This window comes from Streptomyces sp. NPDC025638 (assembly GCF_055558775.1).
Map to the genome: position 1 here is coordinate 750,126 of NZ_JBVHLX010000001.1, position 26,256 is coordinate 776,381.

20 protein-coding genes are annotated in these 26,256 nt (G+C 72.1%); 7 read left to right on the top strand and 13 right to left on the bottom strand.

All coding sequences use genetic code 11. From position 1 onward, the window contains the following. Positions 1-6: 6 nt before the first annotated feature. From ACZ4EG_RS03285 to pgfA, 6 genes are all read right to left on the bottom strand, one after another. Complete coding sequence (locus ACZ4EG_RS03285; RefSeq protein ID WP_467789341.1) at positions 7-741, bottom strand: class I SAM-dependent methyltransferase; 735 nt, start codon at positions 739-741, stop codon at positions 7-9. Next, positions 738-2,048: a condensation protein gene (locus ACZ4EG_RS03290; RefSeq protein WP_467789342.1), complete on the bottom strand. Its 1,311-nt coding sequence runs from the start codon at positions 2,046-2,048 to the stop codon at positions 738-740. Before ACZ4EG_RS03290 ends, ACZ4EG_RS03285 begins: the two co-directional genes overlap by 4 nt. Beyond that, positions 2,045-6,379: an alpha-(1->3)-arabinofuranosyltransferase gene (locus tag ACZ4EG_RS03295; protein WP_467789343.1), complete on the bottom strand. Its 4,335-nt coding sequence runs from the start codon at positions 6,377-6,379 to the stop codon at positions 2,045-2,047. Before ACZ4EG_RS03295 ends, ACZ4EG_RS03290 begins: the two co-directional genes overlap by 4 nt. Then, on the bottom strand, positions 6,376-7,116 hold the full coding sequence (locus ACZ4EG_RS03300; RefSeq protein WP_467789344.1) for a class I SAM-dependent methyltransferase: 741 nt from the start codon (positions 7,114-7,116) through the stop codon (positions 6,376-6,378). Before ACZ4EG_RS03300 ends, ACZ4EG_RS03295 begins: the two co-directional genes overlap by 4 nt. Next, a complete protein-coding gene (locus tag ACZ4EG_RS03305) occupies positions 7,113-8,264 on the bottom strand; it encodes a glycosyltransferase family 4 protein (RefSeq protein WP_467789345.1) in 1,152 nt (383 codons plus the stop codon). The genes ACZ4EG_RS03300 and ACZ4EG_RS03305 overlap by 4 nt, the downstream gene beginning before the upstream one ends. Positions 8,265-8,420: 156 nt before the next feature. Beyond that, positions 8,421-9,398: a cell envelope lipid trafficking protein PgfA gene (gene pgfA / locus ACZ4EG_RS03310; protein ID WP_467789346.1), complete on the bottom strand. Its 978-nt coding sequence runs from the start codon at positions 9,396-9,398 to the stop codon at positions 8,421-8,423. Between the two features lie 197 nt (positions 9,399-9,595). Here pgfA and ACZ4EG_RS03315 point away from each other — a divergent pair, with 197 nt between their 5' ends. The 4 genes from ACZ4EG_RS03315 (at position 9,596) to ACZ4EG_RS03330 (ending at position 12,791) form a co-directional block, all read left to right on the top strand. Then, positions 9,596-9,748, top strand: coding sequence for a hypothetical protein (locus tag ACZ4EG_RS03315; RefSeq protein WP_453552146.1), 153 nt, complete (start codon positions 9,596-9,598; stop codon positions 9,746-9,748). Positions 9,749-9,789: 41 nt separating this feature from the next. After that, positions 9,790-11,022, top strand: a complete 1,233-nt coding sequence (locus ACZ4EG_RS03320; protein ID WP_467789473.1) for a PucR-like N-terminal domain-containing protein — start codon at positions 9,790-9,792, stop codon at positions 11,020-11,022. 153 nt (positions 11,023-11,175) lie between these two features. Then, positions 11,176-11,949, top strand: coding sequence for an IclR family transcriptional regulator (locus ACZ4EG_RS03325; RefSeq protein WP_390706406.1), 774 nt, complete (start codon positions 11,176-11,178; stop codon positions 11,947-11,949). Continuing rightward, the gene (locus ACZ4EG_RS03330) at positions 11,946-12,791 is read left to right on the top strand and encodes an SMP-30/gluconolactonase/LRE family protein (RefSeq protein ID WP_467789347.1); all 846 of its coding nucleotides are present in this window, start codon (positions 11,946-11,948) and stop codon (positions 12,789-12,791) included. The genes ACZ4EG_RS03325 and ACZ4EG_RS03330 overlap by 4 nt, the downstream gene beginning before the upstream one ends. Before the next feature lie 12 nt (positions 12,792-12,803). On the opposite strand, the gene ACZ4EG_RS03335 is transcribed toward ACZ4EG_RS03330, so the two are convergent. Genes ACZ4EG_RS03335 through ACZ4EG_RS03345 form a run of 3 tightly spaced genes read right to left on the bottom strand, consistent with a single transcriptional unit; the run spans position 12,804 to position 16,023 of the window. Continuing rightward, complete coding sequence (locus ACZ4EG_RS03335) at positions 12,804-14,207, bottom strand: NAD(P)/FAD-dependent oxidoreductase (protein WP_467789348.1); 1,404 nt, start codon at positions 14,205-14,207, stop codon at positions 12,804-12,806. Beyond that, positions 14,204-15,436: an MAB_1171c family putative transporter gene (locus ACZ4EG_RS03340; protein WP_467789349.1), complete on the bottom strand. Its 1,233-nt coding sequence runs from the start codon at positions 15,434-15,436 to the stop codon at positions 14,204-14,206. Before ACZ4EG_RS03340 ends, ACZ4EG_RS03335 begins: the two co-directional genes overlap by 4 nt. Then, positions 15,433-16,023, bottom strand: coding sequence for a toxin-antitoxin system, toxin component family protein (locus ACZ4EG_RS03345; protein WP_467789350.1), 591 nt, complete (start codon positions 16,021-16,023; stop codon positions 15,433-15,435). Before ACZ4EG_RS03345 ends, ACZ4EG_RS03340 begins: the two co-directional genes overlap by 4 nt. Positions 16,024-16,256: 233 nt before the next feature. Here ACZ4EG_RS03345 and arfA point away from each other — a divergent pair, with 233 nt between their 5' ends. Continuing rightward, positions 16,257-17,780, top strand: coding sequence for an arabinosylfuranosidase ArfA (gene arfA / locus ACZ4EG_RS03350; protein WP_467789351.1), 1,524 nt, complete (start codon positions 16,257-16,259; stop codon positions 17,778-17,780). A 49-nt stretch (positions 17,781-17,829) separates the two neighbouring features. Here arfA and ACZ4EG_RS03355 read toward each other — a convergent pair whose 3' ends face one another. Further along, entirely contained in the window at positions 17,830-20,796 is a 2,967-nt protein-coding gene (locus ACZ4EG_RS03355; protein ID WP_453552158.1) for a glycoside hydrolase family 35 protein, read from the bottom strand. Positions 20,797-20,869: 73 nt separating this feature from the next. Between ACZ4EG_RS03355 and ACZ4EG_RS03360 the strand changes: the two genes are divergently transcribed. Both ACZ4EG_RS03360 and ACZ4EG_RS03365 read left to right on the top strand, forming a co-directional pair. After that, positions 20,870-21,328: an RrF2 family transcriptional regulator gene (locus tag ACZ4EG_RS03360; RefSeq protein WP_453552160.1), complete on the top strand. Its 459-nt coding sequence runs from the start codon at positions 20,870-20,872 to the stop codon at positions 21,326-21,328. 193 nt (positions 21,329-21,521) lie between these two features. Continuing rightward, on the top strand, positions 21,522-22,175 hold the full coding sequence (locus tag ACZ4EG_RS03365) for a DUF4360 domain-containing protein (RefSeq protein WP_390706398.1): 654 nt from the start codon (positions 21,522-21,524) through the stop codon (positions 22,173-22,175). 129 nt (positions 22,176-22,304) lie between these two features. Here the strand turns inward: ACZ4EG_RS03365 and ACZ4EG_RS03370 are convergent, their stop codons facing one another. From ACZ4EG_RS03370 to ACZ4EG_RS03380, 3 genes are all read right to left on the bottom strand, one after another. Further along, complete coding sequence (locus ACZ4EG_RS03370) at positions 22,305-23,069, bottom strand: intradiol ring-cleavage dioxygenase (RefSeq protein ID WP_467789352.1); 765 nt, start codon at positions 23,067-23,069, stop codon at positions 22,305-22,307. A 100-nt stretch (positions 23,070-23,169) separates the two neighbouring features. After that, positions 23,170-24,885, bottom strand: a complete 1,716-nt coding sequence (locus ACZ4EG_RS03375; protein WP_467789353.1) for a pyridoxal phosphate-dependent aminotransferase — start codon at positions 24,883-24,885, stop codon at positions 23,170-23,172. A 190-nt stretch (positions 24,886-25,075) separates the two neighbouring features. Continuing rightward, on the bottom strand, positions 25,076-26,224 hold the full coding sequence (locus tag ACZ4EG_RS03380) for an aldose epimerase family protein (RefSeq protein ID WP_467789354.1): 1,149 nt from the start codon (positions 26,222-26,224) through the stop codon (positions 25,076-25,078). Positions 26,225-26,256: the final 32 nt, after the last annotated feature.

Here is a 26,256-nt window from a genome sequence, read left to right on the forward strand (position 1 = left end):
CCGCCCCTACGTCCGTCGCGCATGCAGCAGCAGGATCGAGGCGAGCGAGGGTCTGGCACAGGCCAGCCGGTCCAGCGGACGCAGCGGACGCGGTACGCCGTGGAAGGGGGCGCCGTGCACGCGGACGACCTCGAAGCCGGCTGCGGTCACGAACTCCCGCAGCGCGCGGGCCGTGTACAGCCGCAGGTGTCCGACGACCTCCTTGCCGGGGCGGCCGTGGATCGCGCGCAGGCTGACCTCGGAGAACACGGGCTGCACGCCGGCCAGCAGCAGAGCACGGTTGTACCAGGCGGCCAGGTTCGGCGTGGAGAGCATGAGGTGGCCTCCTGGGCGCAGCACGCGGCGGATCTCGTCCAGGGCCGCGTCGGGGTCGACGAGGTGCTCGATCACCTCGCTGAACAGCACGGCGTCGGCGCAGCCGGTCCGCAACGGCAGCCCGCTGCCGGTGAGTTCACCCCGGACGGCATACGGCAGCCGGGCGTGGGCGCGGCGCAGGGCGTCCTGGGACCAGTCGACGCCGACGATGCGGTGACCGGCGAGGAACGGTGCGGCGGTGGCGGCCGCGGTGCCGTCGCCGCAGCCGATGTCGAGGACCGTGCGTGCCCCCGCGCCGGCCGGGCCGAGGGCGGCGGCCAGCAGCCGGGCCTGGCGGATGCTGCGCGCGGCGCCGGAGGCGACCGGCACGGCGGGGTCCTCGTAGAAGTCGCGTAGCTCCCCGGGCAAGGTGGCGGTGGTCGTCACGGGGCGGTCACCTCCGTGGTGTGCAGATAGTGCTCGAACAGATCGCGCAGCTGGGCGCCGTCGGCGGGGCCGAGCAGGGAGCGGGACCAGCGCACGGAGAGGTGGAGGCGGCCCGCGGTGGACGCGGTGGTGAAGGTGAGGCCGCGCGGCATGCGCGCCGGTGCGGAGAACCAGACCGCGTCCGCGCGGCCCGCCTCCTCGCCGAAGTCCAGCGGGTAGGGGATGCGGCCGATGTTGCTGAGCAGGGTGGTCGACGTCCAGGGCGCGACGGCCCTGCGCAGCCCCCGGGTGAGCGCGGCGCGCACGGCCACCGGGGCCCAGGGGGCGGTCAGCAGGGCGGCGCCGTGGCCGAGTTGGGGCCGGGGCAGGGACTTGAGGAACCGGGTGCGGACGGCCGTGCGGCGCAGCAGCCCGGCCATGTCCGTCGCATCCAGTTCCTCGGGAGCGAAGGGGACCTCGACGAGCCGGGTGCCGTTTCCGATGGGCATGCCCGCGTCCCTGGGACGGTCGTCGACGGGCATGGTGATGCGGATCGGGCGGGGCCGGGCGCCGTGGTCCCGGTTCCAGTGGGCGATCAGCAGCGCGGTGGTGACCATGAGCTGGTCGTTCACCGTGTACGGGGAGCCCCCCGGGCGTTGCGGGAGCGGCAGTTCGGTCACGATCAGGCCGTTGCCGGGGGAGGGGGAGGAGCGGGAGGGGCCGGGGCTGCCGGGGGCCACACGGGCGGGCGGGGTCCAGTTGGACGGTACGGCCACGGACTCCCGCTCGGCGTCCGGCGTGCGGACGGGGGGTGCGGTGGGCGAGTTGTCCCGGCCGCCGTACAGCTCGGCCGCCGTGGCCACGACGCGCAGGCAGGCCGGGCCGTCCAGGGCGGTGTGGTTGACGGTGAGGATCAGCACGGTGCCGTCGACCTCGGACACGGCCTCCAGGCGGATCGGCGGGGCGGCGGAGAGCGGGGGAGCGCAGTCCAGGGCGCGCTGTCGGGCCTGCCTGCGGGCGTCCGGGTCCGGCGGCGGGAAACGGATCACCTCCACGTCCGGTTCCGCCGTCAGCTCCCACTCGTACCGGGCCCGGTACCAGGGCCGGGGGGCCTCCCGCATCAGGCTGCGCGGATGCCGGCGCAGCGCCTCTACGAAGGCCTTGCGCAGCCGCGCGGGATCCAGCCGGCCGGGCAGCTGGACCTCGATGTGCACGGTCTCCGGTTCCGCGTCCTGAAGACAGTGCCGGGCGACCTCGTCGACGACCGGGAACGGGACACGGGACGGGGGCCGCGTCGGACCGTCCGGCCGCTGCTGGAGCGCGGTCATGCGGGGGCACCTCCGTCGGGCTGTCCGGGGCCACGGGCGGAGACGGTCGGACCGGCGGCACTCGGCGGGGACTTCACCTCCGGTGGCGGCGACTTCTCCTCCGGTGTCGCGGGGGCGGGCCCCGGCGGCTGCGCGCCCAGGGGACTGGATCCACGTATCCGCTGCGGCAGTTGTGCGGTCGGTGCCTCCGCGTCCGGAGGTGTGCCACCCTCCTCCCCGGGCGGGATCTCCCGGACGCTCACCAGCCCCGCGAACAGCCCGATCAGCGCGAGCAGTTGGGCCGGGTGGCCGAAGGCGCCGTGCCCGGCGGCCACCGGTTCCCCGGCGCCGGTCGCCGCCGCGATCCCGGCCCCGGCGAGCGCCACGAGGGCGAGCGGCACCAGCAGCGCGTGCCGTCGACGGGCGAACAGTGCCAGGGGTGGCACCAGCAGGGCGAACCAGCCCGCGATCACCACGGCGACCAGCGTCAGCGCCACCGTGCCCAGCCACACGCCGGGCGCCGGAGACTCCGGCTGCGGCTCGTCCGGGTTGGGTGCGCGGCGCCGCCACACCACCAGGCCCAGCAGGGCCGCGAGCCCCACCGCACCACCGATCAGACCGGCCTCGTAGGCCGTCGCCGGTGCGTACGACAGCTTGACGTTGCCACCCGCCCCGGCCGGGACACGCCAGCCCTGCTGCCAGCCGTCGAGCCGGACAGGGGTCAGCTCCTTGCCGTTCAGGGTGGCCCGCCAGCCGTCGTTGTAGTTCTCGTACGTCGTCAGGTAGGTGGCCGCCCCCGAGCCGACCGTCACCTCGCGGCGGTCGCCCAGCCAGTCCCGTATCCGCAGCTCACGCCCCGGACCGGCGGCCTCGTTCACCGCCCCGCGGGTCAGCGTCACGTCCGTCAGGACCAGGGGACCGGTGTCCCCCGCCTCGACCCGGTGGCTGCCCGCGGTCAGCTCCAACGCCACATCCTCCGTGCCTTCCTGACAGGGCGTCACCTCCACCCGCCGGCGCTCCACCAGGTCCCGTACGGTCCCCTTCACCCTCGTCGGGTACAGCTCGCCGTCCACCGCCAGCACCGGGCCCTGCCCGCACGGCAGGGAGAACGTCCGGGTGGGGGCCGGCTGCCGGGTGCGGTAGCCGTCGAGCGCCGGGAGGTACGCCTCGGTGAGACCGACGGGGAGTTGCAGGTCCTCGTCGGCGACGGGGTTGTGCAGGGTCAGCGGCGCCGTCTTCGTGATCGTGATGTCGAGCCGGTCCGTGGTGATCGGGTCGAAGCGGACCATGCCGTTCTCGTCGACGCCCGCGGTCGTCGCACCCTCCGGGGAGCTGATGTCCACCTCGGTCGGGCGGGTCGACAGGCCGCCCGCGGGGGCGAGCACGATCTCGCCCACGGGCTGTTTGCCCTTCCAGCTCAGATGGATCGTGGCACGGTCGCCCGCGATCCACGCCGTAGTCAGGTCGCCGTCGGTGAGGTTGCGCGCGGACAGGCCCGCGCCCAGGGCCGCGGTGGAGTCCGCGGTCGCCGTGATCCGGTTCTTCTGGTCCGGCGCGACCCGGTACAGCAGCTTGTCGAGCGCCTCGCCCGGCACCGGCACCGCGCTCGCCGCCACCTGGTACGACCCCGCCGTCCCCGTGGCGAAGGCGCGGTGCAGCCCCGCCTCGGTGCCGGTCGCCGACAGCCCCGTCGGGTCGGCCGCGCGGTGCAGCGAGACGACCTCGGCCGCAGCGTCGGAGCCGTCGGCGTCGGTGGGCAGCCGCAGCATCCGGGTCACCTGGACGTGGGGCAGGGCGATCTCGGCGAAGCCCGCGCCGGTCAGGCCGGAGCGCCGGGCCACCGAGTCGACGATCGTCAGCTTCATCCAACGCGTCGCGCCGGCCGGGGCCTTGACGTTCTGCGTCATGCCGTCGGGCCGCAGGAAGCTGGTCACCGAGCCCTTCTCCGTCGTCACCCGCACCCGGGTCGCGGCCGCCCGCACGCTCTGCTGCGGCAACGGCGTCACCTTCACGGACGACGGCATGTCGTACGACTCGTCGAAGCCGATGCGCAGCCACTGCCCCTTCGCCGAGCCGGGCGCGCCCTCCGCCCAGGCCGTGGCCGGGTCGCCGTCGAAGGCGTTCACAGGGTCGTACTGCGGGAGGTGGAAGAGCCAGTTGCCGTACGACGACGCCGTCACCGAGCGGGCGCCGCGCAGTCGGGCCACGGTCTGGTGGCCGATGCCGTCGGTGGGCAGGATCTGGCGCGGCTTGTCACCCGCGTCCTGCACGGCGTCCGGCGCGTTGCGTTCGTCGCGGGTGTACGTGTACGAGGTGTTGGCGTCGACCAGACCGAACCGGGTGTCCGCCCGGCGCAGCCCGTCGCCGACCACCTGGAGGCCGGGCGAGCCGACCCCCGGGTGGTTGTCGCCGGTGAGCACGGTGGCCCGGTCGCGCAGCCGGGCGGCGAGCGGCAGCAGCGCCTCGGGGCCGCCGGAGACGACGGCCGTGTCCGCGGCCGACAGCAGCCGGGCCTGGCCGGGCCGCGGCACGTCCTGGTCCACCGGCTCGTAGATCTCCACCGCCCGCTGCCTCGGGTACAGCCCCTCCACCTGGAGCGGGGTGCCGTGGGCGATCCGGCCGCCGGTCATCACCGGCCCGTAGCCGGTCACCCGCCGGTACCCGGACTGCTCCAGGGTGCGCTTGACCGTGGTCGTCGGGACGTAACCGATCTGGTCGGGGTCCAGGTCGTTGCGGACGACCACGTAGTAGATCCCGGCACGGCTCAAGTAGTCGGCCAGGCCCGGGACTTCGCCGCCGCTCAGCAGCGCCTGCTCGACCGCGTCCATCGCCCGCCGGTTGCCCGGGGTGCCGAAGGGCACGAAGTCCCGCTGCGCCCAGCGGCTGTCGGCCAGCACGTCCAGGGGGTGGTCGACGGGGGAGCCCCAGGTGTAGAGGCCGTGCGCGGTGGCCGGGACGACCAGGGCGCGGGAGTCGGGGGAGTACTTCTTCAGCCAGTCGGCCGTGGTCTGCCAGTACTTGGGCAGTTGCTGGAACGAACCGGGGTTCAGGATCGACCCGTTGAGATACGGCCACAGCAGCCCCGGCAGCACCAGGACCGCCGCGACCAGCGGGGCGAAGCGGCGCCCGCGCACCGGGCGGGCCCCGCGCGGCTCGGCGGCCACGCCCACCAGATGGGCCAGCCCGAGCACGAGCGCCAGCGCCATGCCCGCCTGGAACTTGTAGATGTTGCGGAACGGCACCAGCGGGCCGTTCAGCCAGTCCTGTACGACCCCGTGGAAGGGCGCCCCGAACGCGCCGCCGTACCCGGCGAGCGTGATCAGCGCGGTGCTGAGCACCGTCAGCACCAGCCAGCGCCGCTCCGGCAGGTCGCGCCGGGCCAGCCCGGCCAGCCCGAGCCCGGCGGCGAGCGCCGAGCAGACGATCACGACGACCGAGGAGGCCACGGCCCAGCCCGCGGGCAGCCAGGCCTCGCCGAGATGCAGATAGGCGACCCAGTTCCCGCCGCCGCGCAGCGCCTCCGTGGCCGACATGGTCGCCGTCGTCGTCTGGGAAGTCTCCACATAGGGAAGGAAGTTCTCCCCGTAGACGCCGAGCAGCAGCAGCGGGATCCACCACCAGGCCGTTGCCACGAGCACTCCGGGCACCCACCAGGAGATCAGCTTGCGCTGCCGTGGTCCGGGCGGGCGGGAGAGCAGATACAGCCCGGCAGGCAGCAGGGAGGCCAGGGTCGCGGCCGCGTTGACGCCGCCCATGAACGGCACGACCAGTGCCGAGCGCAGGGCCGCGACCCGGGCGGTGTACCGCTCGTCTGCCAGCGGCAGCAGCACCCACGGCAGGAAGGCGCCGGGCAGCGCGGCCGCCGAGGTGGAGCCGACGACCACGGTGAACACCGGCCACAGCGCATAGGCCACCGCCCCGAGCAGCCGGGACGCGGAGGTCCCGACGCGCAGCCGCTCGGCCAGCCGCAGCGCACCCCAGAACGCCACCGACACGATCAGCGACAGCCACAGCCGCTCCGCGAGCCACACGGGCAGGGACACGGCGTGGCACAGCCAGTAGAAGGGCAGCATCGGCCACAGATAGCCGGCGTACTGGTCCTGGATCCCACCGAAGGATCCCTGGTCGTGCCACAACTGCCCGAGATCCGACAGGAACCGGCCCGGGGCGACGGTGACACCCAGTTTGGTGTCGAAGGTCTGCCGCCCCGGGTGCACCGCGAGCAGCAGTACCAACACCACGGCCCAGAACCCCAGCAGCCAGCGCCGCGACCGCGGGCCCTCCGGCGGGCCCGAGGTGGCCGCGGTGGTGGGGACGGCTGCCGGGGGAGGAGCCTGGACCGTGGTTGTCATGGGGGACACCGCCGGAGGATGAGGAGGAGGTTCCAGGTGGCCAGTTCACGGATGCCGGGCGCCTTCACGACGGTTTCCGCGAGGAACGGCCAGTAGCGGGAGCGCGCCGAGACGACCGTGACGTCGTCGCGGGCGCGCACCTGCCGCAGGGTGGCTCCGATGTGCACGGCGAACAGGTTCTCGCCCAGGGTGTGCTTGGCCGGCCGTCCGGTACGGCGGCGGTAGCGGGCGCGGGCCCGTTCGGCGCCGAGATAGTGCCAGGGCGCCCACTCGTGACCGCCCCACGGGGAGAGCCAGTTGGTGAAGGACACATAGATCAGCCCGCCGGGCCGGGTGACCCGCGCCAGTTCGCTGAGGAACGTCTGCGGATCCGCCACGTGTTCGAGGACGTTGGACGAGAACGTGACGTCGGCGACCCCGTCGGACAGCGGCAGCAGATAGCCGTCGGCGATCACCGTCCCGGCGGGCGGCCGCTCGCCCAGCTCGGTCACGTCCGGCTCGAACAGATGGGCCTGGGCGCCCCGGCGCCGGAACTCCTCGGTGAAGTACCCGCCGCCCCCGCCGACGTCCACGACGATCCGCCCGGCCACCGGCCCGTCGTAGGCCTCGACCTGGTCGGCGGCGTCCCGGGCGAGCAGGGAGTAACAGGCCTCGGGATCGTCCTGCTCATGCCGGAAGGCACGGAAGAGGGCCAGGGAGCGGCGTATCGAGGGGTCCTTGAGACCCGTGCCGGTCATGGCTCCCAGCTCCGCACCGCCTCCGTCGCCACGGCGCCGAACTGCCGTACCGTGCCGTGCCAGCGGTAGCGCGCCGCCCGGTCGCGGGCCGCCTTGCCCATCAGCTCGCGGCGGTGCGCGGACAGCGCAAGCGTGCACCAGGCCGCCGCGAACGACGATTCGCCGCGCGCCAGCACTCCGGTCTCGCCGTCCACCACGGAGTCCCTGAGGCCGGGCACGTCGAAGGCGACCGCCGGTGTCTCGCGTGCCGCCGCCTCGGTCACCACCAGGCCCCAGCCCTCGACGGCCGAGGGGTGCACCAGCAGCCAGGCAGCGCACAGCAGCCGGTGCTTCTCGGCCTCCGAGACATGCCCGGTGAACTCCACGCCGGGTCCGCCGAGTCGTTCCAGCCGTTCGCGTTCCGGACCGTCGCCGACGATCAGCAGCCGGCCGCCGGTGACCGGCCGTACCCGCTCCCAGAGTCTGAGCAGCAGGTCGATCCGCTTGTACTCGACCAGCCGCCCCACCGCCACGAACAGCGGTTCGGCAGAGCGGTCGGCCCGCGGACCGGGCTCTTCCACGCCGTTGTGGACGATCCGGATGCGGTCCCGTTGCACCCCGATCGCGCGCAGGGCGTGCGCAGTCGACGGGGAGACGGCGACCATCAGACTCCGCTGCTGCGCACCGGTCAGCGCCCAGTGCTCCAGTCTTCGGCCGATCCGCGCGGCGGGCGCCAGCGGTCCGCTCAGCCGCATCCGCCACAGGTCGGTGTGGACGTGATTGACCAGGCACAGGGTGGGTCCGTGGTGCCACAGGGGCGCGAAGTAGGGCATGCCGTTGCACACCTCGACCAGCAGGTCGCAGTCGCCGACCTGGCGGGCGAAGGCCGAGCGGGCGCGCAGGTAGTGGGCGTAGGTGCCGCCCGCGGACACGACCCGGTAGTCCCGGAAGGCGGCGGGGCCGCCGCACAGGAGGGTGACCTGGTGGCCGAGACGGGTCAGTCCGTCCGCGAGCCGGTCGACGAGCAGTTCGGAGCCGCCGGCGGAGGGGTTGCCGAGGTCCCGGTGGGCGAGGAAGACGATCCGGCGCGGATGTGGGGGGAGCGCCGGGAGGTGCCGCGTGCCCTGGGGGAACGCGGCGCGCATCGAGGACGGCACGTGCTGGGGCATGGGTGCTCCAACTCGTCTCAGGGTGCGGAACTCACGGTGGGGGGCGATTCTGTGGATGGACTGTGCTCGGGGTGGGGTGGACAGTTTTCGCCCAGCCGTTCCCCACGGCTACTCACCGGGATGACAATTTCGGGCCCTATTAGAGCTGACGTCACGTCACATCGTGAGCGGGGGCTGTGATATAGCGTCTGTTTCAGGACGTTTCCGTCCTCGTGCCACCAAAACAGCCCCTGCTGCCGCGAGGACGAATCCGGCCACACCGGCACCGAGCGGCAGGGTTTGCCCCACCATGCGCAGTTGGCCGCTCTCCTTCTTCGCCAGGCTCACCTGTTCCTTCTGCGTCCCGGTGGTGAACCCGATCTTCCGGCTGTCCAGCAGCACCACCGCGTCCTTCCTCGACCCCGGGGCGCGCAGCGTCCGCCGCGGCCCGACCTGGGCGTAGATCACCCGGCCGGTGCGCCGGTCGGCGATCAGCTCGATGCCGTGGTTGGCGTACCACTCCTCGGCCTGCACCTGCGGACGCTTCGGCAGCCCGACGGTGCTCCCGGGCACCAGCCGGGTGCCGATCTTCGTGGGGGCCACCGTCCCGGTGAACCGGTAACCGCGGTAGCCCTGCACCTTCTTGGTGCCCGCGTAGTGCAGGGTCACCGTGGAGCCGAGGGAGTTGTCCCACCACTGGTAGGAGTGTTTGCGCAGGTCGAAGGGGAACTTCAGATAGGCGTCGCCCTCGAAGTAGGGGTTCTCCTGGCAGCAGTGCACGGGCTTGTTGGTGGAGCGGTCGGTGACCCAGCGGTTCAGGAAGAACTCCAGCGCGTCGTGCGGATCGGCGGCCGGCAGGGTCCGGTCCGTGTCGACGGTCGTCGTCACGTCCCACACCGCCCGCCCACTGCGCTCGCTGTCCTCGACGTCCCCGCGCACCACCTGGGTGATCGTGATCCGCCGGTCGGTCACGGTCCTGACCTGCCCGGTGTCGAAATAGCTGCCCTTGCCGGTGTAGACGGCGGTGGTGTCGATGTCGATCGGATTCACGGCGGCACGCGGCTCGACGTACCACGCCAGCAGGGGCGCCAGCACCAGCAGGAACGTGCCGAGACCCAGGGTGATCAGGGAAAAGGGTGAGGCTTTACGGCGCATCCGGCACTCCAGGTCCGAGAAGGAACAGTGCGCGTGCGAGTTGACCCACCCCTCTGGGCCGGGAACCGTAGGCGCCCCTTGACTCGGTGTCAATGACTGTCGACACTGGGCCGGACAGGCAGGGGTGGGACGCCGGATGGGGACCGACTCCGGGAAATGTTCCCGGGGCCGACTCGGACAGAGAGGCTGACCCTGCGATGTCCAGACTGCTCGCCGCCGCGCTCACCGTCGTGGCCGCCGCCGCCCTCGCCGTGGGTGCCGCGCTCGGTGTCGTAGCGCTGCTCGACGCCCGGCCCGACCAGCCGAACACCCCCTTGATCAGCTACGAGCAAGCCGGCCAGGGGAGTTGACCCCCGTGACCCGGAGCGGCGCGCCGGAGACGAACCGGAGGATGCCGCCCGCCGTGTCCGCCCGCTCGGCCTGGCACGACGTGCCCCGCCTCCAGGTCCGGCAGTTCGCCGCGCTCGCCATGGCCGAGGCGCCCGCGCTGGCCGAGGAGATCCTGGGCGAGATCCGCCGCGAGTACCCCGGCCTGCCCGTCGTGCTCGACGAGAGCGGTGAGCCGATGGCGCTGATCGGCATCCGCCGGGCCATCGAGGTCTTCGTCCAGCACCTGGAGAGCTCCGAGGGCCGCCCGACCGTACCGCCCGGCGTGTTCCAGGAGTTCGGCCGGGGCGAGGGCCTGGGCGGCCGCAGCCTCGACTCCCTCCAGGCGATCTACCGCCTGGGAGTACGGCTGGCCTGGCGCCGCTTCGCCGAGATCGGCCAGCGCCTCGACATCCCGCCACCGGCCATGTACGAACTGGTCGACGCGGGTTACGAGTATCTGGACGGCTTGGTCGACCAGTCGGTGCGCGGCTATGCCGAGGCCGCCGCCCGCCAGGCCGGGGAACGGCTGCGCCTGCAGCGCCGGCTGATGGAACTGCTCCTCGCCGAGCGCCACCGGGGCGACCCGGCCGACGCGCTGGCCGAACGGGCCGCCCGGATCGGCTGGCCGCTGCCCGGAAAGGTCGCGGTGGGGGTGCTGCTGCGCCCGGCGCGGGAGGCGATGGCCCCGGCGGTGGGGCAGGGGGTGCTGCTCGACATGGAGTACGAGCAGCCGCGGATGGTCGTCCCCGACCCCGATGCCGGGGGCCGCCCCGAGCTGCTGCACCGGGCGCTGACCGGCTGGGCGGGGGCGATCGGCCCGCCGGTGCCGCTGCCCGACGCCGGCAAGTCGCTGCGCTGGGCCGAGGCCGCCGTACACCTGATGGAGCGGGGGCTGCTTCCGGCCGGAGAGGTGCTGCACTGCACCGAGCACACGGAGGCCCTGGTGCTGCTGCAGCCCGAGGAGCTGATCGACGACCTGGCCCTGCGCTGCCTGGCACCGCTGGCGCACTGCGGGCCGACGCATGGGAGAAGGCTTGCGGAAACGTTACTGGCGTGGCTGGAGACGCGGGGAGGCGCCCCGGAGGTGGCCGCGCGTCTCGGCGTCCATCCACAGACCGTCCGCTACCGCCTGCGGCAGATCCGTGAGCTGTGGGGCGACGGGATCGACGACCCGGACCGCCGCTTCGAGCTGGAGCTGGTGCTGCGCGCCCAGCGGTTGCGCGGAGAGCTGGGCGATCCGAGGGCGCACCGGTAGTGGCGCGGGGCCGTGGCCGAACGCACAATCATCACCCGCGTACAGAACCATTGCCCGTACAACCCACCATGACTAGCCTGTGTTCGTTCGTCATGCCGATCGTCTGTTGAAATTTCGAACACAGACGCTTAGACCCAAGGGAGGGGGCCGGACGTGGGACGCCTCGTACCTGCCGTGACCCGGGCTCTCGACATTCTTGAGCTCTTCCTCGACGGGGACGGGACGCTCTCCGCCCCCGACATCGTGCGCAAGCTACAGCTGCCGCGCACCACCGTGCACGAACTGGTCACCACGCTCGCCGCCCGGTCGTACATCGTGCCCGTACCGGGCCAGCCCGGACGGTACCGGCTCGGTGTGCGCCCGTACCAGCTCGGCAGCCGCTACGCCGAGCAGCTCGACCTCGCCGCCGAGGGCCAGCAGGTGGCCCGGTCCGTCGCCGAGACCTGCGACGAGACGGTCCATGTGGCGATCCTGGAGGGCACCGACGTCATCTACATCGCCAAGGTCGACTCCACGCACGCGGTGCGCATGGTGTCGGCGGCCGGCCGCCGGCTGCCCGCCCACTGCACCTCGGTCGGCAAGATGCTGCTGGCCTCGCTGCCCGAGCCGGAGCTGGCCTCGCGCATCCCGGACGACGCCGAGCTGGCCGCGATGACCCCCAACAGCATCACCGACCCGGGAGTCCTGCGCGAGGCCCTGGCGGAGATCCGGCAGCGCGGCATCGCGGTCGAGAGCCGCGAGTCCAACCCGGACGTGAGCTGCGTGGCCGCACCGGTGCGGGACCGCACGGGCCAGGTGGTCGCCGCCCTGTCCATCTCCGTCCCCATGATCCGCTGGAGCGACGAACGTCGCGGCGAGCTGGAGCAGCTCGCCGCCAAGGGCGCGGCCGAGCTGTCGGAGCGCCTCGGCCACCGGGGCGCCGCATGACGGCGTACGAGGTGGCGGTGGCCGCACACGCGACGCTCGGCGAGGGCCCGACCTGGGATCCGGCGGCGGGGCGGCTGCTCTGGGTGGACGTCCTGGGCTCACGGGTCCACACCTACGACCCGTCGATCGGCCGCCGTACGGTCCGTACGACGCACCAGCACGTCGGCGCCGCCAAGCCCAGGGCGGGCGGCGGCCTGGTCCTGAACCTCAGGGACGGCGTGGGCCTCCTGGACCCGGACGACACCTTCCGCTGGCTGCACCACGAGCCCGTCCCCGGCCGCCGCGCGAACGACGCCGCGGTCGCCCCGGACGGCTCGCTGTGGGCGGGCACGATGCGCTACGACGAGGCGCCCGGGGGCGGCACGCTCTTCCGGATCACCGGCGACGGCTCGGCCGGGACGGTCCTCGACGACGTGGCGGTCAGCAACGGCACCGGGTGGAGCCCCGACGGCCGCCTGATGTACTACGTCGACTCGCCCACGCGGCGGATCGACGTCTTCCACCACGAGGACGGACGGGCCGTGGACCGGCGCCGGCTGGCGGAGATCGAGGACGGCGCGGGCTTCCCCGACGGGCTGACGGTCGACGCCGACGGCTGTGTGTGGGTGGCGCTCTGGGACGGCGGCTCGGTGCGCCGGTACACCCCGGACGGCGAGCTGGACCGCGTGATCGAACTGCCGACCCCGCGGGTCACGGCGTGCGCCTTCGGGGGCCCGGAACTGACGGACCTGTACATCACCACGGCACGGGTGGGACTGACGGCACCGCATCCGGTGGCCGGGTCGCTCCTGGTGGTCCCGGGAGCGGGCAGGGGCCTGCCCCAGCCGGCGTTCGCGGGCTGACCGCCCCCGGACTCACAACAGCCCGCCCGCCTTCCGCTCCTCGGCGGTCAGCGGCGGCCCGCTCAGCTGCGGCTTGAGCGGGCCGATCGCCGCCGCCAGGAGCACGTCGGGGGCGAGCAGCACCTCGGCGCCCCGCTCCAGGGACGTCACGTCGGTGACCCTGCGGGCGACCCGGCCGTTACCAGTGGCCGTGAGCATGAGCCGGTCGACGTACGCGGCCACGAGCCGGTCCCTGAGCGTGGGGCCGTTCTCCGTCGCCCCCGGGTAGAACACGTCCTGGCCTATCGCCAGGTCCCAGGCGGCCCGGACCGGTCGGGCCACCGCCTTCTGGACACGGCGCGACAGCCCCGGCGCGGCCCACCCCTGACGCCGTATCACGTCCCGCATGATCCGCACGCTCTGGGCGGCCGCCGCCAGGCCCTGCCCGTAGATCGGGTTGAACGCGGCGAGCGCGTCGCCGACGACGGCGAAGTTCTCGGGCCAGGCCGGCATCCGCTCGTAGAAGTGACGGCGGTTGACGGTGGCGCGGGTGACCGACACGTCGGACTGCGGTTCCGCGTTGCCGAGGAGTTCGCCGATCACCGGGTGCGGCAGCGCGCGGGCGAAGGGGAGGAAGTCGTCGTTCCCCGCGGACGGTTCGCCGCCGCGGGTGCCGGACAGGGTGGCGATCCACCGGCCGTTCTCGATGGGCACCAGCCAGCCCGACCGGCCCGGGACCCCGGCGCGCGGGTCGGCCTGCACATTGACGACCGGGAAGCCGTCCCGGGCCTGGTCGGGGGCGAGGAAGAGGCGGCTCGCGTACACCAGCCCGGAGTCCACCTCGCGCCGCTCCGGGGCGGGCAGCCCGAGCGCGGCCAGCCACCGGGGTGTCCCGGAGCCGCGCCCGGTGGCATCCACGACCAGGGCGGCGGCGAGGGTGCGCTCCTCGTCGTCAGGCGTCCGGATCCGTACGCCGGTGACCTCCAGGTCCGTCCCGGTGAGCCCCAGCACCTCGGCTCCGCCGAGGAGTTCGATCCGCTCGTCGGCGAGGACCTTCGCGCGGATCGTGGCGTCCAGCAGGTCGCGGCCGGCCAGGATCACATGGTGGGACTCCGGCCAGCGGCGGAACCAGCCCTGCGAGGACAGGGCGACCACTTCCGTGGTGACCGGCAGCCGGTGGGCGCCCGCGCCCCGCAGCGCCTCGGTGATGCCCGGCAGCAGGTCCTCCACGGCCCGTACGCCGCCCGACCACAGCATGTGGGCGTGTCGCGCCTGCGGCAGCCCGCGGCGCGGCTCGGGCCCCTCGGGCAGGACGTCGCGGTCGACGACCACGACACGGTCGGCGAAGCCGGCCAGGGCCCGCGCCGCGAGCATGCCGGTATGGGATCCCCCCAGCACGACGGCGGTTCTGGCGGCGGGGGTGGGGCGTTCACTCATGCGCGGGCACTCTCTGCCGGGGCGGTCGCCCGGGCGCGCACCGCCTCGATGTCGTCGGGGTGACTCAGGGCCCGGGACACGGCCTGGATCTTCTGGAGCAGATAGGTGGTGTCCGGGCCGGACGAGGCGGCGGTGCCGTCGGTCTCCGCCGAGCGCCTGCGGGTCTCGACGGCGTCCAGGATCGTCACGGCGGCGGCGAGTGCCTCCGCCCGGCCGGGCTCGGCGCCGAGGGCGCGGGCGGCCTCGTACGACCGGGTGCGCAGGCCCTCGTCGAGGTGCCGGGAGAGCTGGAGGAGCGCGTCGCGGATGAACGTCTCGCGGCGGATGAGGCGCAGTTCCCCGGTGGCGCGGGGAGTGAAGGGCTCGCGGTTGCCGGTGACGGTCCGCATCAGCTGGTAGAGGGGCCGCAGTTGCCAGTGGCTGAGGCGCACGTGCCAGCGCTCGGCCAGGTACTGCCCCGCGTGCGGGATGATGAAGCCCACGGCGACCAGGGTGGCGGAGACACAGGCGGCCGACGGTGCCAGATACGTGCTCAGCCAGTCCAGGTCGTGGCCGGTCCAGCGGGCGACGACGGCGGTGAGCTTGGACGCGTCGAAGAGCAGGTTCGTCGCGTAGCCGACGCCCAGGAACCTGAGCCCCCAGCGCAGCCAGGCGTCGAGGCCGTCGGTGCGGATCCAGTTCCAGATCAGCCGGGCGGTGATCGTGCAGGCCACGGTGTGCGCGATCAGATAGAGGAGGATCTCCTCGCGCATGAACGGCGTGTTGGCGTAGTAGGTGTCCAGGTCCTGGAGGCGTTCCACGGGGACGTCCGCGAGCGCGAACAGCACCCACAGGGCGACCACCACACCGGCGTAGAGGGAGACGACCCACCGGGTCGCGCGACGGGTCGCGGCCGAGCGGTCGGAGATGCCGTTGCGCCAGGCGATGATCAGCAGCAGCCAGGACGCGCAGAGCGCGGTCAGCAGCGAATACACCCAGGGCGCCGAGATGTTCGGCACCCCGGCGACCCGGTTGGTCCAGGAGATGGTCTTCGGGGCCGCGAACACGAACACCGCGCAGGCGAACAGCAGCAGTCCGCCGACGGCGCGCAGCAGTGGGTCGCGCCACATCTTGATGATGCTGGGCAGTTTGATGGCCAGCGCGACGGTGAGGACCACCGTCGGCAGCCAGAAGGAGATGTACAGACCGCGGGACAGGTCGGGCCCCGGCAGGCCGAAGGCGTTCGTCACCGCGCCGCACCTCCGCGGTAGCCCATGGAGCGCTGGACCGGGTCGAGGCGCGCGTGGGCCCCCCGCCCGGACAGCAGGGGCCGGAAGGCCGCGGCGAGCCGGTGCCCGAAGTCGTCGGCCGCGGCCTCGTCGGCCTCGCGCGAGCCGTTGCGGGCGGCGACGGTCAGGGCGACGTCGTCCAGGCCCGCCAGCGCGTGGACGGTGGCCGCGCCGACGCCGTGATGGTGCCGGTGCCCCGCGTGCAGGTGCCACAACTCATGTCCGAGTATGACGAGTTGCTGCAGGGCCTCGGCCCGTTCCTCCACGATGACCAGGTCGAAGTCCTGGAACTCCACCCACAGACCGGTGACTTCGATCTCGTCGGGGAAGCGTTCGAAGCGCAGCTCGACCGGCCGTCCGGCTCGCCGCTCGCCCATGGCCGCGCACAGTGCCCGGCACAACTCGCGTACATCGGCGGGGGGATGGGGTCTTGCACGCACCGCACGGGCGAGGTCGGCGGCGAGTCCGCGCTTGCCCGATGCGGGACGGGTGCGCCACAGCCTCGCGGCGATCCGGGCAGCCCGCTGCCGCGCGCCCGCGATGTCCATCGCTCCCCCTTCTCACCGCCGGTCGACGGCTTGTCCGAGATTACGCGCCCGGACGTGTTCGCGTCATGCGATCCGACGACCGTGGTTCAACCGGAAATGATCACTTCGGTGGCGGGAGCCGCCCGAAAGTCACGCCGGCCCCATTGACGCGCCAACGCCCGGATCTTACGGTCCGGTTCGAGGTTGCGAGCATAAGTCGAGATGTCGAACAACAGGGCAGGGAAACGGACTCCATGAGCAAGCGCAGCACCGCCCGCTTCACCCTCGACCCGGCCTTCACGGTCGGAGAGGTCGACCCCCGTCTCTTCGGATCCTTCGTCGAACACCTCGGCCGTTGTGTCTACACCGGCATCTTCGAACCCGGCCACCCCAGCGCCGACGCCGCCGGCCTGCGCACGGACGTGCTGGAGCTGATCCGCGAACTCGGTGTCACCACCGTCCGCTACCCCGGCGGCAACTTCGTCTCCGGCTACAAGTGGGAGGACTCCGTCGGCCCCGTCGAGGACCGCCCCTGCAGGCTCGACCTCGCCTGGCACTCCACGGAGACCAACCGCTTCGGCCTCTCCGAGTACATCGCCTTCCTCCGGAAGATCGGCCCCGGAGCCGAGCCCATGCTGGCCCTCAACCTCGGCACCCGCGGCGTCGCCGAGGCGGTGGAACTCCAGGAGTACGCCAACCACCCCTCCGGCACCGCTCTGTCCGACCTGCGCGCCGCCCACGGCGACAAGGACCCCTTCGGCATCCGGCTGTGGTGCCTGGGCAATGAGATGGACGGCCCCTGGCAGACCGGCCACAAGACCGCCCGGGAGTACGGCCGTCTCGCCGCCGAGACCGCCCGCGCCATGCGGCAGCTCGACCCGGACGTCGAACTCGTCGCCTGCGGCTCCTCCAACCAGTCCATGCCCGCCTTCGCCGAGTGGGAGGCAACCGTCCTGGCGGAGGCCTACGACGTCGTCGACCACATCTCCCTGCACGCCTACTACGAGCCCGTCGACGGCGACCTCGACTCCTTCCTCGCCTCCGCCGTCGACATGGAGTCCTTCATCGAGAACGTCGTCGCCACCTGCGACCACATCGGCGCCCGGCTCAAGTCCCGCAAGAGGATCAGCCTCTCCTTCGACGAGTGGAACGTCTGGTACCTGTCCCGCTGGGAGGCGCACGCCAAGGCGCAGGACCCCGCGGACTGGCCCAAGGCCCCCCGCCTGCTGGAGGACAACTACAGCGTCCTGGACGCCGTGGTCTTCGGCTCGCTGCTCATCGCTCTGCTCCGGCACGCCGACCGTGTCGCCGTCGCCTGCCTCGCCCAGCTGGTCAATGTCATCGCGCCGATCCTGACCGAGCCCGGCGGACCGGCGTGGCGGCAGACGACCTTCTTCCCGTTCGCGCAGGCCTCCCGGTACGGGCGCGGCACGGTCCTCGACGTCCGGGTGGACTCGCCGACCTACGAGACGAAGAGGTACGGCGAGGCCGACCTGCTGCACGCCACGGCGGTCCGCGCCGACGACGGCACGGTCACCGTGTTCGCCGTCAACCGCGGCCGCACCGAACCGCTCCCGCTGGAGATCGCCCTGAACGGGCTCGGCCTGACCTCCGTCGTCGAGCACAGCGCCCTCGCGGACGCCGACCCCGACGCCCGCAACACCCTCGACGACCCGGAGCGGGTCGCCCCGCACCCGGCCGAGGGCACCACCCTCAAGGACGGCAGGCTCACCGCCGTACTGGAGCCGCTGTCCTGGAACGTGATCCGGCTGGCCTAGGGCCCGCGGCGCCGGGATGATCCGAACGGCACCCCTTAGGCCCTGGGCCTCAGCGGCCGGGGGAGGCCACCGGTGTCACCGGCACTCCTCCGGCCGCGCTGCCCAGCAGCGTCAGCCGCACCCGGCCCGGGCCCGACTGCGTGGTCAGCTCGGACAGCACCGCCAGAGCCAGGGTGTTGGTGCCCCGGGTGCGCAGGATGCCGTTCGGCAGGACGAAGGTGTGCTGCGGGCCGACGTCGTTGATGTACTGGCCCATGTTCCAGCCGTTGAGGAAGATCTGCGCCCGGTAGGAGCGGTACGGGTCGTCCTCCAGAATGAGCCCGACCGAGGCGTCGATGCCGGCGGGCACGGCCAGTTTGAACTCGGTCCGGTACCAGGTCACGCCCTGCCGCCGCTCAGCACGCGGGAAGGCCACGGCCTGCCAGTCCCGGTCCGCGAGACCCGGCAGGTGCCAGCCCTCCCGTTCGCCGTACAGCCCGCCGTTGTTCTGCGGCCCGCGCACGGGATCGACGGCCGCCTCGCCCTGCAGACGCCAACCGACCTTCGGCGAAGCCCCTTTGAAGGAGACCTCGGTCAGCCCGCGGGCCACCTTGTGCGTGTCGAGCGCCTTGCCGTCCTGGTCGTGCTGCATGCGCCGGACCAGCACGGACAGCACATGCCGACCGGGACCACGCAGCTCCTCGCGCACCGGGAAGGCGGCCGTGGCCGCCCAACTGCCCTTGCGGACCGTGCTGTTGTCCGGGACCGGCATCCGGTGCGTGCCCAGCGGCTCCCCGTCCAGCCATGCCATCAGCAGACCCTGGGTACCGGTGCTGTAGCCGAGCGAGACCTCCTCGATGCCGGTCGAGTCCGTGAACGTGCCGCGGTACCACACGTCGCCGTAGTGGAAGCCGTAGTCGTCGGCGAACAGCACCGGCTGTCCCTTCGGCACCGGTGTGGTGCTGTACGACGACGTCCGGTCGGCGGCCCGCCACGCGGAGTCGTCGAAGTTCGGCCAGGCCTCCGGGTTCTCGGTGCGCATGCGCCAGCCGCCCAGCTCGGGCAGCCGCACCTCGGGCACGCCCGGCACCAGCGTCTCGGCGTACAGGCTCTTGGAGGTGGTGAGCCGAGTCGGCACCGGACGCCCGTTCCACGTCACGCTCTCGATCCCGCGCGGCCCCCACACCTCCAGACCGGTCTCCTCGATCGTGTCGCCGGTGAGCTCGACCGTGGAGCCGTTCAGCGCGACATGGCGCAGCAGCGCCGGGCCGTAGACGAACACCGTGCCGGACGGGGTGTCGTACGGCCACAGGTGCACGGCGGTCGCGTCGTCGGCGAACAGGAGCAGCAGCGGTGTCTCGCTCTCGCCGCGCTCGACCAGCACACGGGTGAGCCCGCCCTGGCCGAGGGGCACGTTCACATACAGGGCGTTGCGGTCGTACACCCAGCCGGCCTCGGGGTCCAGCCGGTTGACGACGGGCTCGACCGGGCACTCCAGGACCAGGCGCGCCATCTCGCCGTACCGCCCGGTGAACAGCGCGATGTCCTGGCGTCCCGCGTTGATGACCATCATGGGCTGTGCGGTGCAGTACCTCAGCCTGCGCTTGCCGAGGGAGAGCCCGGTCGTCAGCAGCTTGGCGTCCCGGGCCGGGACGGTGACCGGGACGTCGCCCTCGGCGGTCGGCAGACTGGAGGTGACCTCCTTCGTCCCGTCGTTGCGCACGACGTACACATGAGCCTCGGTGTCCGGGTTGGTGAGGTGGTACACCTTGAGCCCGTCGGCCCGCACGTCCTCGGCCCGGTCCAGCTTGGCGAAGTCGGGCACACGTTGCAGCAGATGCCCGAGCTGGTGCATCGGGGCGATCTTCTCGGTGACGTTGCGCGCCTCGTCGATGGCCGCGCCGTAGTCGTACGACGTGTAGACGACCGGCGCGGGCAGCCAGCCCCACGAGGTGCCGCCGAAGGTCATGTAGACGTTGTGCAGCGTGATGCCGTTGGCCAGGTTGGTCAGGTAGAAACGCCGCTCGTAGGCCGCGTCCCGGGTGCGCCGCGACTCGGCGTACCCCTTCCCCTGGAACCACGCGCCGCCCCACGGGTCGAACCAGCCGCCCCCGAACTCGGGCACGAACCCGGGCGTGCGCGGACTGGCCGTGGCACCGCCCTTGAGCCCGCCGGGCCCGAAGTGCCCCCAGTCCGGCGGCGGCTGGGCGGGCGACGGATAGCCGTCGAAGCCGTACAGCCAGTTCCCCTTCTCACCACCGGTGTCGAGGGTGCCGGGGATCCAGTAGCCGTTCCTGCCCTTGTCGTTGTGGAAGAGGGGGACGTCGATCCCGTCCCGCCGTACCTTCCGGTACAGATGGGACATGTAGTCGCGGCCGGTCGGCTCGCTCACATGGGCGTCGTACTCGTTCTCGATCTGGTACAGCAGGATCGTGCCGGTGCCCTCGGTGAACAGATGCCGGCGGGCGATCCGGTTCACCGCGGTGAGCCACTCGTCGGCGTACTTCAGATACGTGGGGTCGGCCGTCCTCGCCGTCCCCGGTGTGGCCGTGAGCCAGCCCGGGAAGCCGCCGCCGTCGATCTCGGCGTTGATGTAGGGACCCGGGCGCAGGATCACATACAGCCCGGTCTCGGCCGCCATGCGCAGGAACAGATCGAGATCCCGCACACCCGTGAAGTCGTAGTGACCGGGAGCGGGGGAGTGGTAGTTCCACGACACATAGATGCTGACCGCGTTGTAGCCGTGCGCCCGCATCTTCTGCAGCACGTCCCGCCACAGGGACGGGCTGGGCAGCCGGAAGGGATGCAGCTCGCCGGACCAGACGACCAGCCGTCTGCCGTCCACGACGAGCGAGTAATGGTCGTACCCGATCGTGTGCCGTCGTCCGTCGGCGCTCGGAGGGGCGGGGGCCGGGCCGGTCGGCACGCTGCGCGCGGCATACGCCGAGGGCGCCCCGGGGCCGCCGCTGCCGCCCAGGGCGAACCCGAGCGCGGCCGAGCCGGCGAGGGCACTGAATGAACGTCTGCTGAGCGCCAAGGGATCCTCCCGGGCGATCTTACGGGGTGCGGGTCCGGCCATTCTCCATGGAGGTACGCCCCACAATGGACCCATGAGGATCTCGGCACGGGCGGATTACGCGGTACGGGCGGTACTGGAGGTAGCCGTACGGCAGGGTGAAGGCCCGGTTAAGGCGGAGGAAATCGCCACCGAACAGGCCATCCCGCACAAGTTCCTGGAGGGGATCCTGGGGGATCTGAGGCGCGCCGGAATCGTGGACAGCCGGCGCGGCGGGGGCGGCGGCTACCGGCTGGCCCGGGAGGCGTCGAAGATCACGGTGGCCGATGTCATCCGCGCGGTGGACGGCCCGATCGTCTCGGTACGGGGCGAGCGCCCGACGGGCCTCACCTACACGGGAACCGCCCAGCCGCTGCTCCCCGTGTGGATCGCGCTCCGCGCCAACGTGCGCAAGATCCTGGAGGGCGTCACGATCGCCGACATCACGACGAACACTCTCCCCGAGCCGGTACGCCGCCTCGCGGCGGAACCGGCGTCCTGGGAGAACCCCTGAACCTCTGCGGTGAACGGCGCGCGGTCGTCGCCGGTGGAGTGTGAAATCCGCTGGTGTGAATGGCCTGAGTTCGACCTGCCCTGCTCTCGTGCGGCTTTCTACGATGCGAGCGCCGCCCCGGCCTTCACAGGTGCCACACAGTTTCTTCATGGGCCGGAGGCGTTCAACCCCCCACTCCACGACTGGAGAAACCATGACTGGTGGACTCCTTCTGAGCGGTGCGGTCGCCGCTCTCCTCACCACCGCGCTGCCGGGCCAGAGCCCGTCCTCCGTGATCGACAACCCGCCCCCGGACAAGATCGTCATCGACGTCGCCACAGTGAACGGCTCGGGCTGTCCGCAGGGCACCGCCGCCGTCGCCGTCTCGCCCGACAACACCGCCTTCACGGTCACCTACAGCCAGTACCTCGCCCAGGCCGGCGGCAACTCCGACCCCACGGCCTTCCGCAAGAACTGCCAGCTCAACCTGATCGTGCACGTCCCGCAGGGCTTCACCTACGCCATCGCCAGCGCCGACTACCGCGGCTTCGCCTCGCTCCAGTCCGGCGCGAGCGGCGTCCAGAGAGCCTCCTACTACTTCCAGGGCTCCTCGAACACCGCGGCCAAGAACCACCCGTTCAGCGGTCCCTACAACGACGACTGGCAGGCCACCGACAGCACCGACTGGGCGCAGCTGGTCTGGGCGCCCTGCGGGGTGCTGCGCAACTTCAACATCAACACCGAGCTCCGGGTCAACGCCGGCAGTGCCAACCCCGGCAAGGTCAGCTTCATGACGATGGACTCGACGGACGGGGACATCAGCACCGTGTACCACATGGCATGGAAGACATGCCCGGCGAAGTCCTGACGGCCTGATGGCCTGACGGCCCGGCCCCGACCGCACCCGGGGACGCGTACCCCGACCGCACCCGGGGACGCACACGGGCCCGCGCCCTGTGAGGCAGGGCGCGGGCCCGTGGTCCTCGTGCCGCGCCGACTAGTCGTCGACGCCCAGGGTGAGCGTGCCGCTGTAGCCGGAGGAGGCCGAGCTGCCCAGGGCGGTGAGGGTCAGGAGCCCGGACGAGGCGCCTCCGCCGTCGTAGATCGAGTCCTGGGTGAGGGTCGTACGGGTGACCGTGTTGGTCGAGTACGGCGAGATCCTGGCGACCGCCGTGGTGATCGTCTCGCTGAAGAACAGCTGGCCCGTGTGCAGGGTCGAGCCGCCGGTGAAGGAGCCGTCCGAGGTGAGCGTGACGCCCGTGTGGACCTTCACATGGATGTGTATACAGCGGCCCCGGTACCAGCCGGGGTAGATCGTGGTGAGGTTGGCGACGCCGGCGGCGTTGGTGAGCGCGCCGCCGCGCAGGAAGGTGCCGTCGTCCGACTCGTTGTGGCCGTTGTTGCCGACGTAGCCGGAGTACTCGCCGAGCGCGTCCGCGTGCCAGATCTCCACCAGGGCGTTGCCGAGGGGGGTGCAGGCGGAGTTCACGACGGTGAGGGCGAGCTTGAGCGGGGCGCCCGGCTTGCCTTCGGTGACGTCGGAGCGTACGAGCGCTCCGTCGAGGTAGTAGGGGCCTTCGGTCATCTCCTTCGTGAGGGTGCAGACGGCCGCGGCGGCGACCGGCGCGGTGTCCGGCGTCTGCACGGTGGTGGGGGCGTCAGGTGCCGCGGCGGCTCCCACGGCCAGGGCGGCGGCCGTGGTGCCGGTGGCGATCAGTACGGTGCGTCGCCCGACCGAGCGGGCATCCGATGTGTCTGTCATGAACACGGCACCGTAGAAACGGATGCTGTTGAAGGGCTGTCAGTTCGGCAAAGTGACGGACCGTCAAGGTGCCGTTGAGACAGCCGTGCGAAGGCCGGCCCTAGCCCGCCTGTCCCATGCCTGCCGCGTTCGGCCAGCTCTGGGCGTTCGGCCAGCCGGTCGCCGGAGCCGGGGTCAGCCCCGGGGCCGGGGCCGTCATACCGCGGACCTGGGCCGCGGTGAGGCCGCCGCGGGCCGGGACCCCGGGAGGGGTGGGCCCGGCGACCGCGGCGGCGGGTGCCGGCACCGGCGTGGGGAACGACGCCGGCACCGGCGTGGGGACCGGTGCCGGGACCGGTGTGGGGACCGGCGTGGGGACCGGCATCGGGGTTGGCATCGGGGTTGGCATCGAGGTTGGCATCGAGGTTGGCATCGGGGTCGGCGCCGGAGGGGCGGCCGGGGCGGCCATGGGCTGCTGCATGGCCTGGGCTGCCGCCGGCATCGGCATCCCGACGCCGGCCGGCTGGACGGCGTCGGGGAGCGGCATGCCGGTGCCGGCGGCCGGGGCGGCGACCGGTCCCGGGGCGGCGCCGGCACCGATGGCCTGCGCGGCAAGCCCCAGCATCCCGGCGCCGTTGGTCTCGCTCACCAGCCGGTCCACCGCCGCCGTACCCGAGCTGTAGCTGGTCCCTGTACTCAGCTCGGGTACGGCGGCTCCCCTCCTGGACCCGTAGAGCACCTGCTCCAGGCCGGACACCAGGCGACGCACGTCGACCTGGGGGCGCACCACGAGCCTCAGGAAGCGGCTGGAAGAACCGATCTTGTTGCCGCACTCACGGACCAGGATCCGGTGCTCGGTGAGCATCCGGTCCCGGACCACGGTGCCCTCGGCGCCGACGGGCAGGCGCACGAAGAGGAAGTTGCCCTGCGAGGGGTAGACCGTCAGGCCGGGCAGGGCGGAGAGCTGGCTGGCCATCTCCAGCCGGTCGCGACGCACCTGCAGCAGGCTCTGCGCATACTCCGCGCCGTGCTCCTTCAGCATGAACACCACGTGCTCGGCAAAGGAGTTGAGGTTCCACTTGGGAAGCATGGAGCGGACCTTGCCCGCCAGGGACGGGTTGGCGACCAGATAGCCGAAGCGTATGCCGTGCAGTCCGAAGTTCTTGCCGAGGCTGCGCAGCACGACCACGTTCGGGCGCAGCATCGCCTCCTGCACGACGCTCGGCTCGGCCTCGGCGTCGGCGAACTCCAGGAAGGACTCGTCGATCACCACCAGGTCCAGGTCCGCCATCGCGTCCATGAACTGCACCAGCGCCTGGCGGTGGATGAATCCGCCGTCGGGGTTGTTCGGGTTGCAGACGACGGCCACGCGGGTGCCGCGCTTGCGGATGAACTCCGCGTACTGGGCCAGGTCCAGGGCGAAGCCGCTGGACTCCTGGAGCGGGAACATGTCGACGCGCTTGCCGGTCTCCATCGGCTGGTCCGTCCAGCGGCCGAAGGTGGGCACCGGGACGGCCAGGGACTCACGGACCAGCAGGTGGTCGATCCAGGTGATCAGCTCCGTGGAGCCGTTGCCCATCGCCACGCACTGCGGCGGCAGTTGCAGGAGGCTGCACAGCTCCGCCGCGATGGTGTCGGCGCCGCTCGGGTAGTACGTGATGATGTCCCGCAGCCGGGCCGACATCTCCTCGAACATCGCCGGGGTGGGGAAGTACGGATTACAGGGGATACAGAAGTCCACCGGCCCGGCCCCGTCGCCGCCCTGCCGCGTCAGCGCCGCCATCGACGGGCTGTGTGCCGCGGTGTTGCGGAACAGCGAGGTGACGTTTTCGGCCATGGAACCTCCGTATGAGGCGAGCCCGACGGGAACGGCTGGGCTCGTCGTCTATGGGTGGCCCGCGCGGGGGAGCGCGGGCCACCTCTCTATACGGAGACGGCTGGTTGGCTGTTCAACGCGTGTGAAAGAAGTGTGTGCCCGGGAACCCGGGGCCCGTGCGCCGCGTTACGGGCCCCGTGGCTCAGGTCACTCAGGCGTTGAAGGAGTGGATCGTCGTCGTCCGGTACGTCTGCCCCGGGCGCAGCACGGTCGACGGGAACGCGGGCTTGTTCGGCGAGTCCGGGAAGTGCTGTGTCTCCAGGCAGAGCGCGTCGCCCTGACGGTAGGTGCGGCCGCCGGTGCCGGTCAGGGTGCCGTCGAGGAAGTTGCCGGAGTAGAACTGCAGGCCCGGCTGGTCGGTGGCGATCCGCAGGGTGCGGCCGGAGTGCGGGTCGCGCAGGGTGGCGACGTGCTCGGGCCTGGCGGTGCTGCCCTTGTCCAGGGCCCAGTTGTGGTCGTAGCCCTTGGCCTGCACCTGCTGGACGTGGCCGGCGCGGATGTCGCGGCCGATCGTCTTGCCCTTGCGGAAGTCGAAGGGGGTGCCGTGGACCCTGGCGAGTTCGCCGGTGGGGATCAGGCCCGTGTCGGTGGGGGTGTAGCGGGAGGCGGCGATCGTGAGCTCGTGGTTCTCGATCGTGCCGCTGCCCTCGCCGGCCAGGTTCCAGTAGACATGGCTGGTGAGGTTGACGACGGTGGCCTTGTCGGTGGTGGCCTCGTAGTCGATGCGCCAGTCGCCGTGCCGGGTGAGGGTGTACGTCACCTTCGTCCGGAGCGTGCCCGGGTAGCCCATCTCGCCGTCGACGCTGGTGTAGTACAGATGCAGGCCCACGTCGGAGCCCTTGGTGAACGGCTCGACGTCCCAGATGTGCTTGTCGAAGCCCTTGGTCCCGCCGTGCAGGCTGTTCACACCGTCGTTCACGGACAGCTGGTAGGACTTGCCGTCCAGGGTGAACTGTCCCTTGCCGATGCGGTTGCCGTAGCGGCCGATCAGGGCGCCGAAGTACGGGGTCTTCGCCACGTAGTCGTCGATGTTGTCGAAGCCCAGCGAGACGTTGGCGTAGTGGCCGTGCCGGTCGGGCAGTTCCAGGCCCTGGACGACACCGCCCCAGTTGAGGACCTTCAGCCGGGTGCCGCCGTTCTCCAGCGACCAGCGGTACACCTTGGTGCCGTCGGCGAGCTTCCCGAAGAGCGACTTCTTCGGCAGCCTGCCGCCGGCGGCCTCGGCGGTGCCCCCGAGGGTGGTCGCGGCGAGACCCGCGGCCGCGGCGCCTGCTATGACCGTACGTCTGTTCAGTTCCATATGCGGCTCCTGTAAAGGGAGGGGCCCCGCCG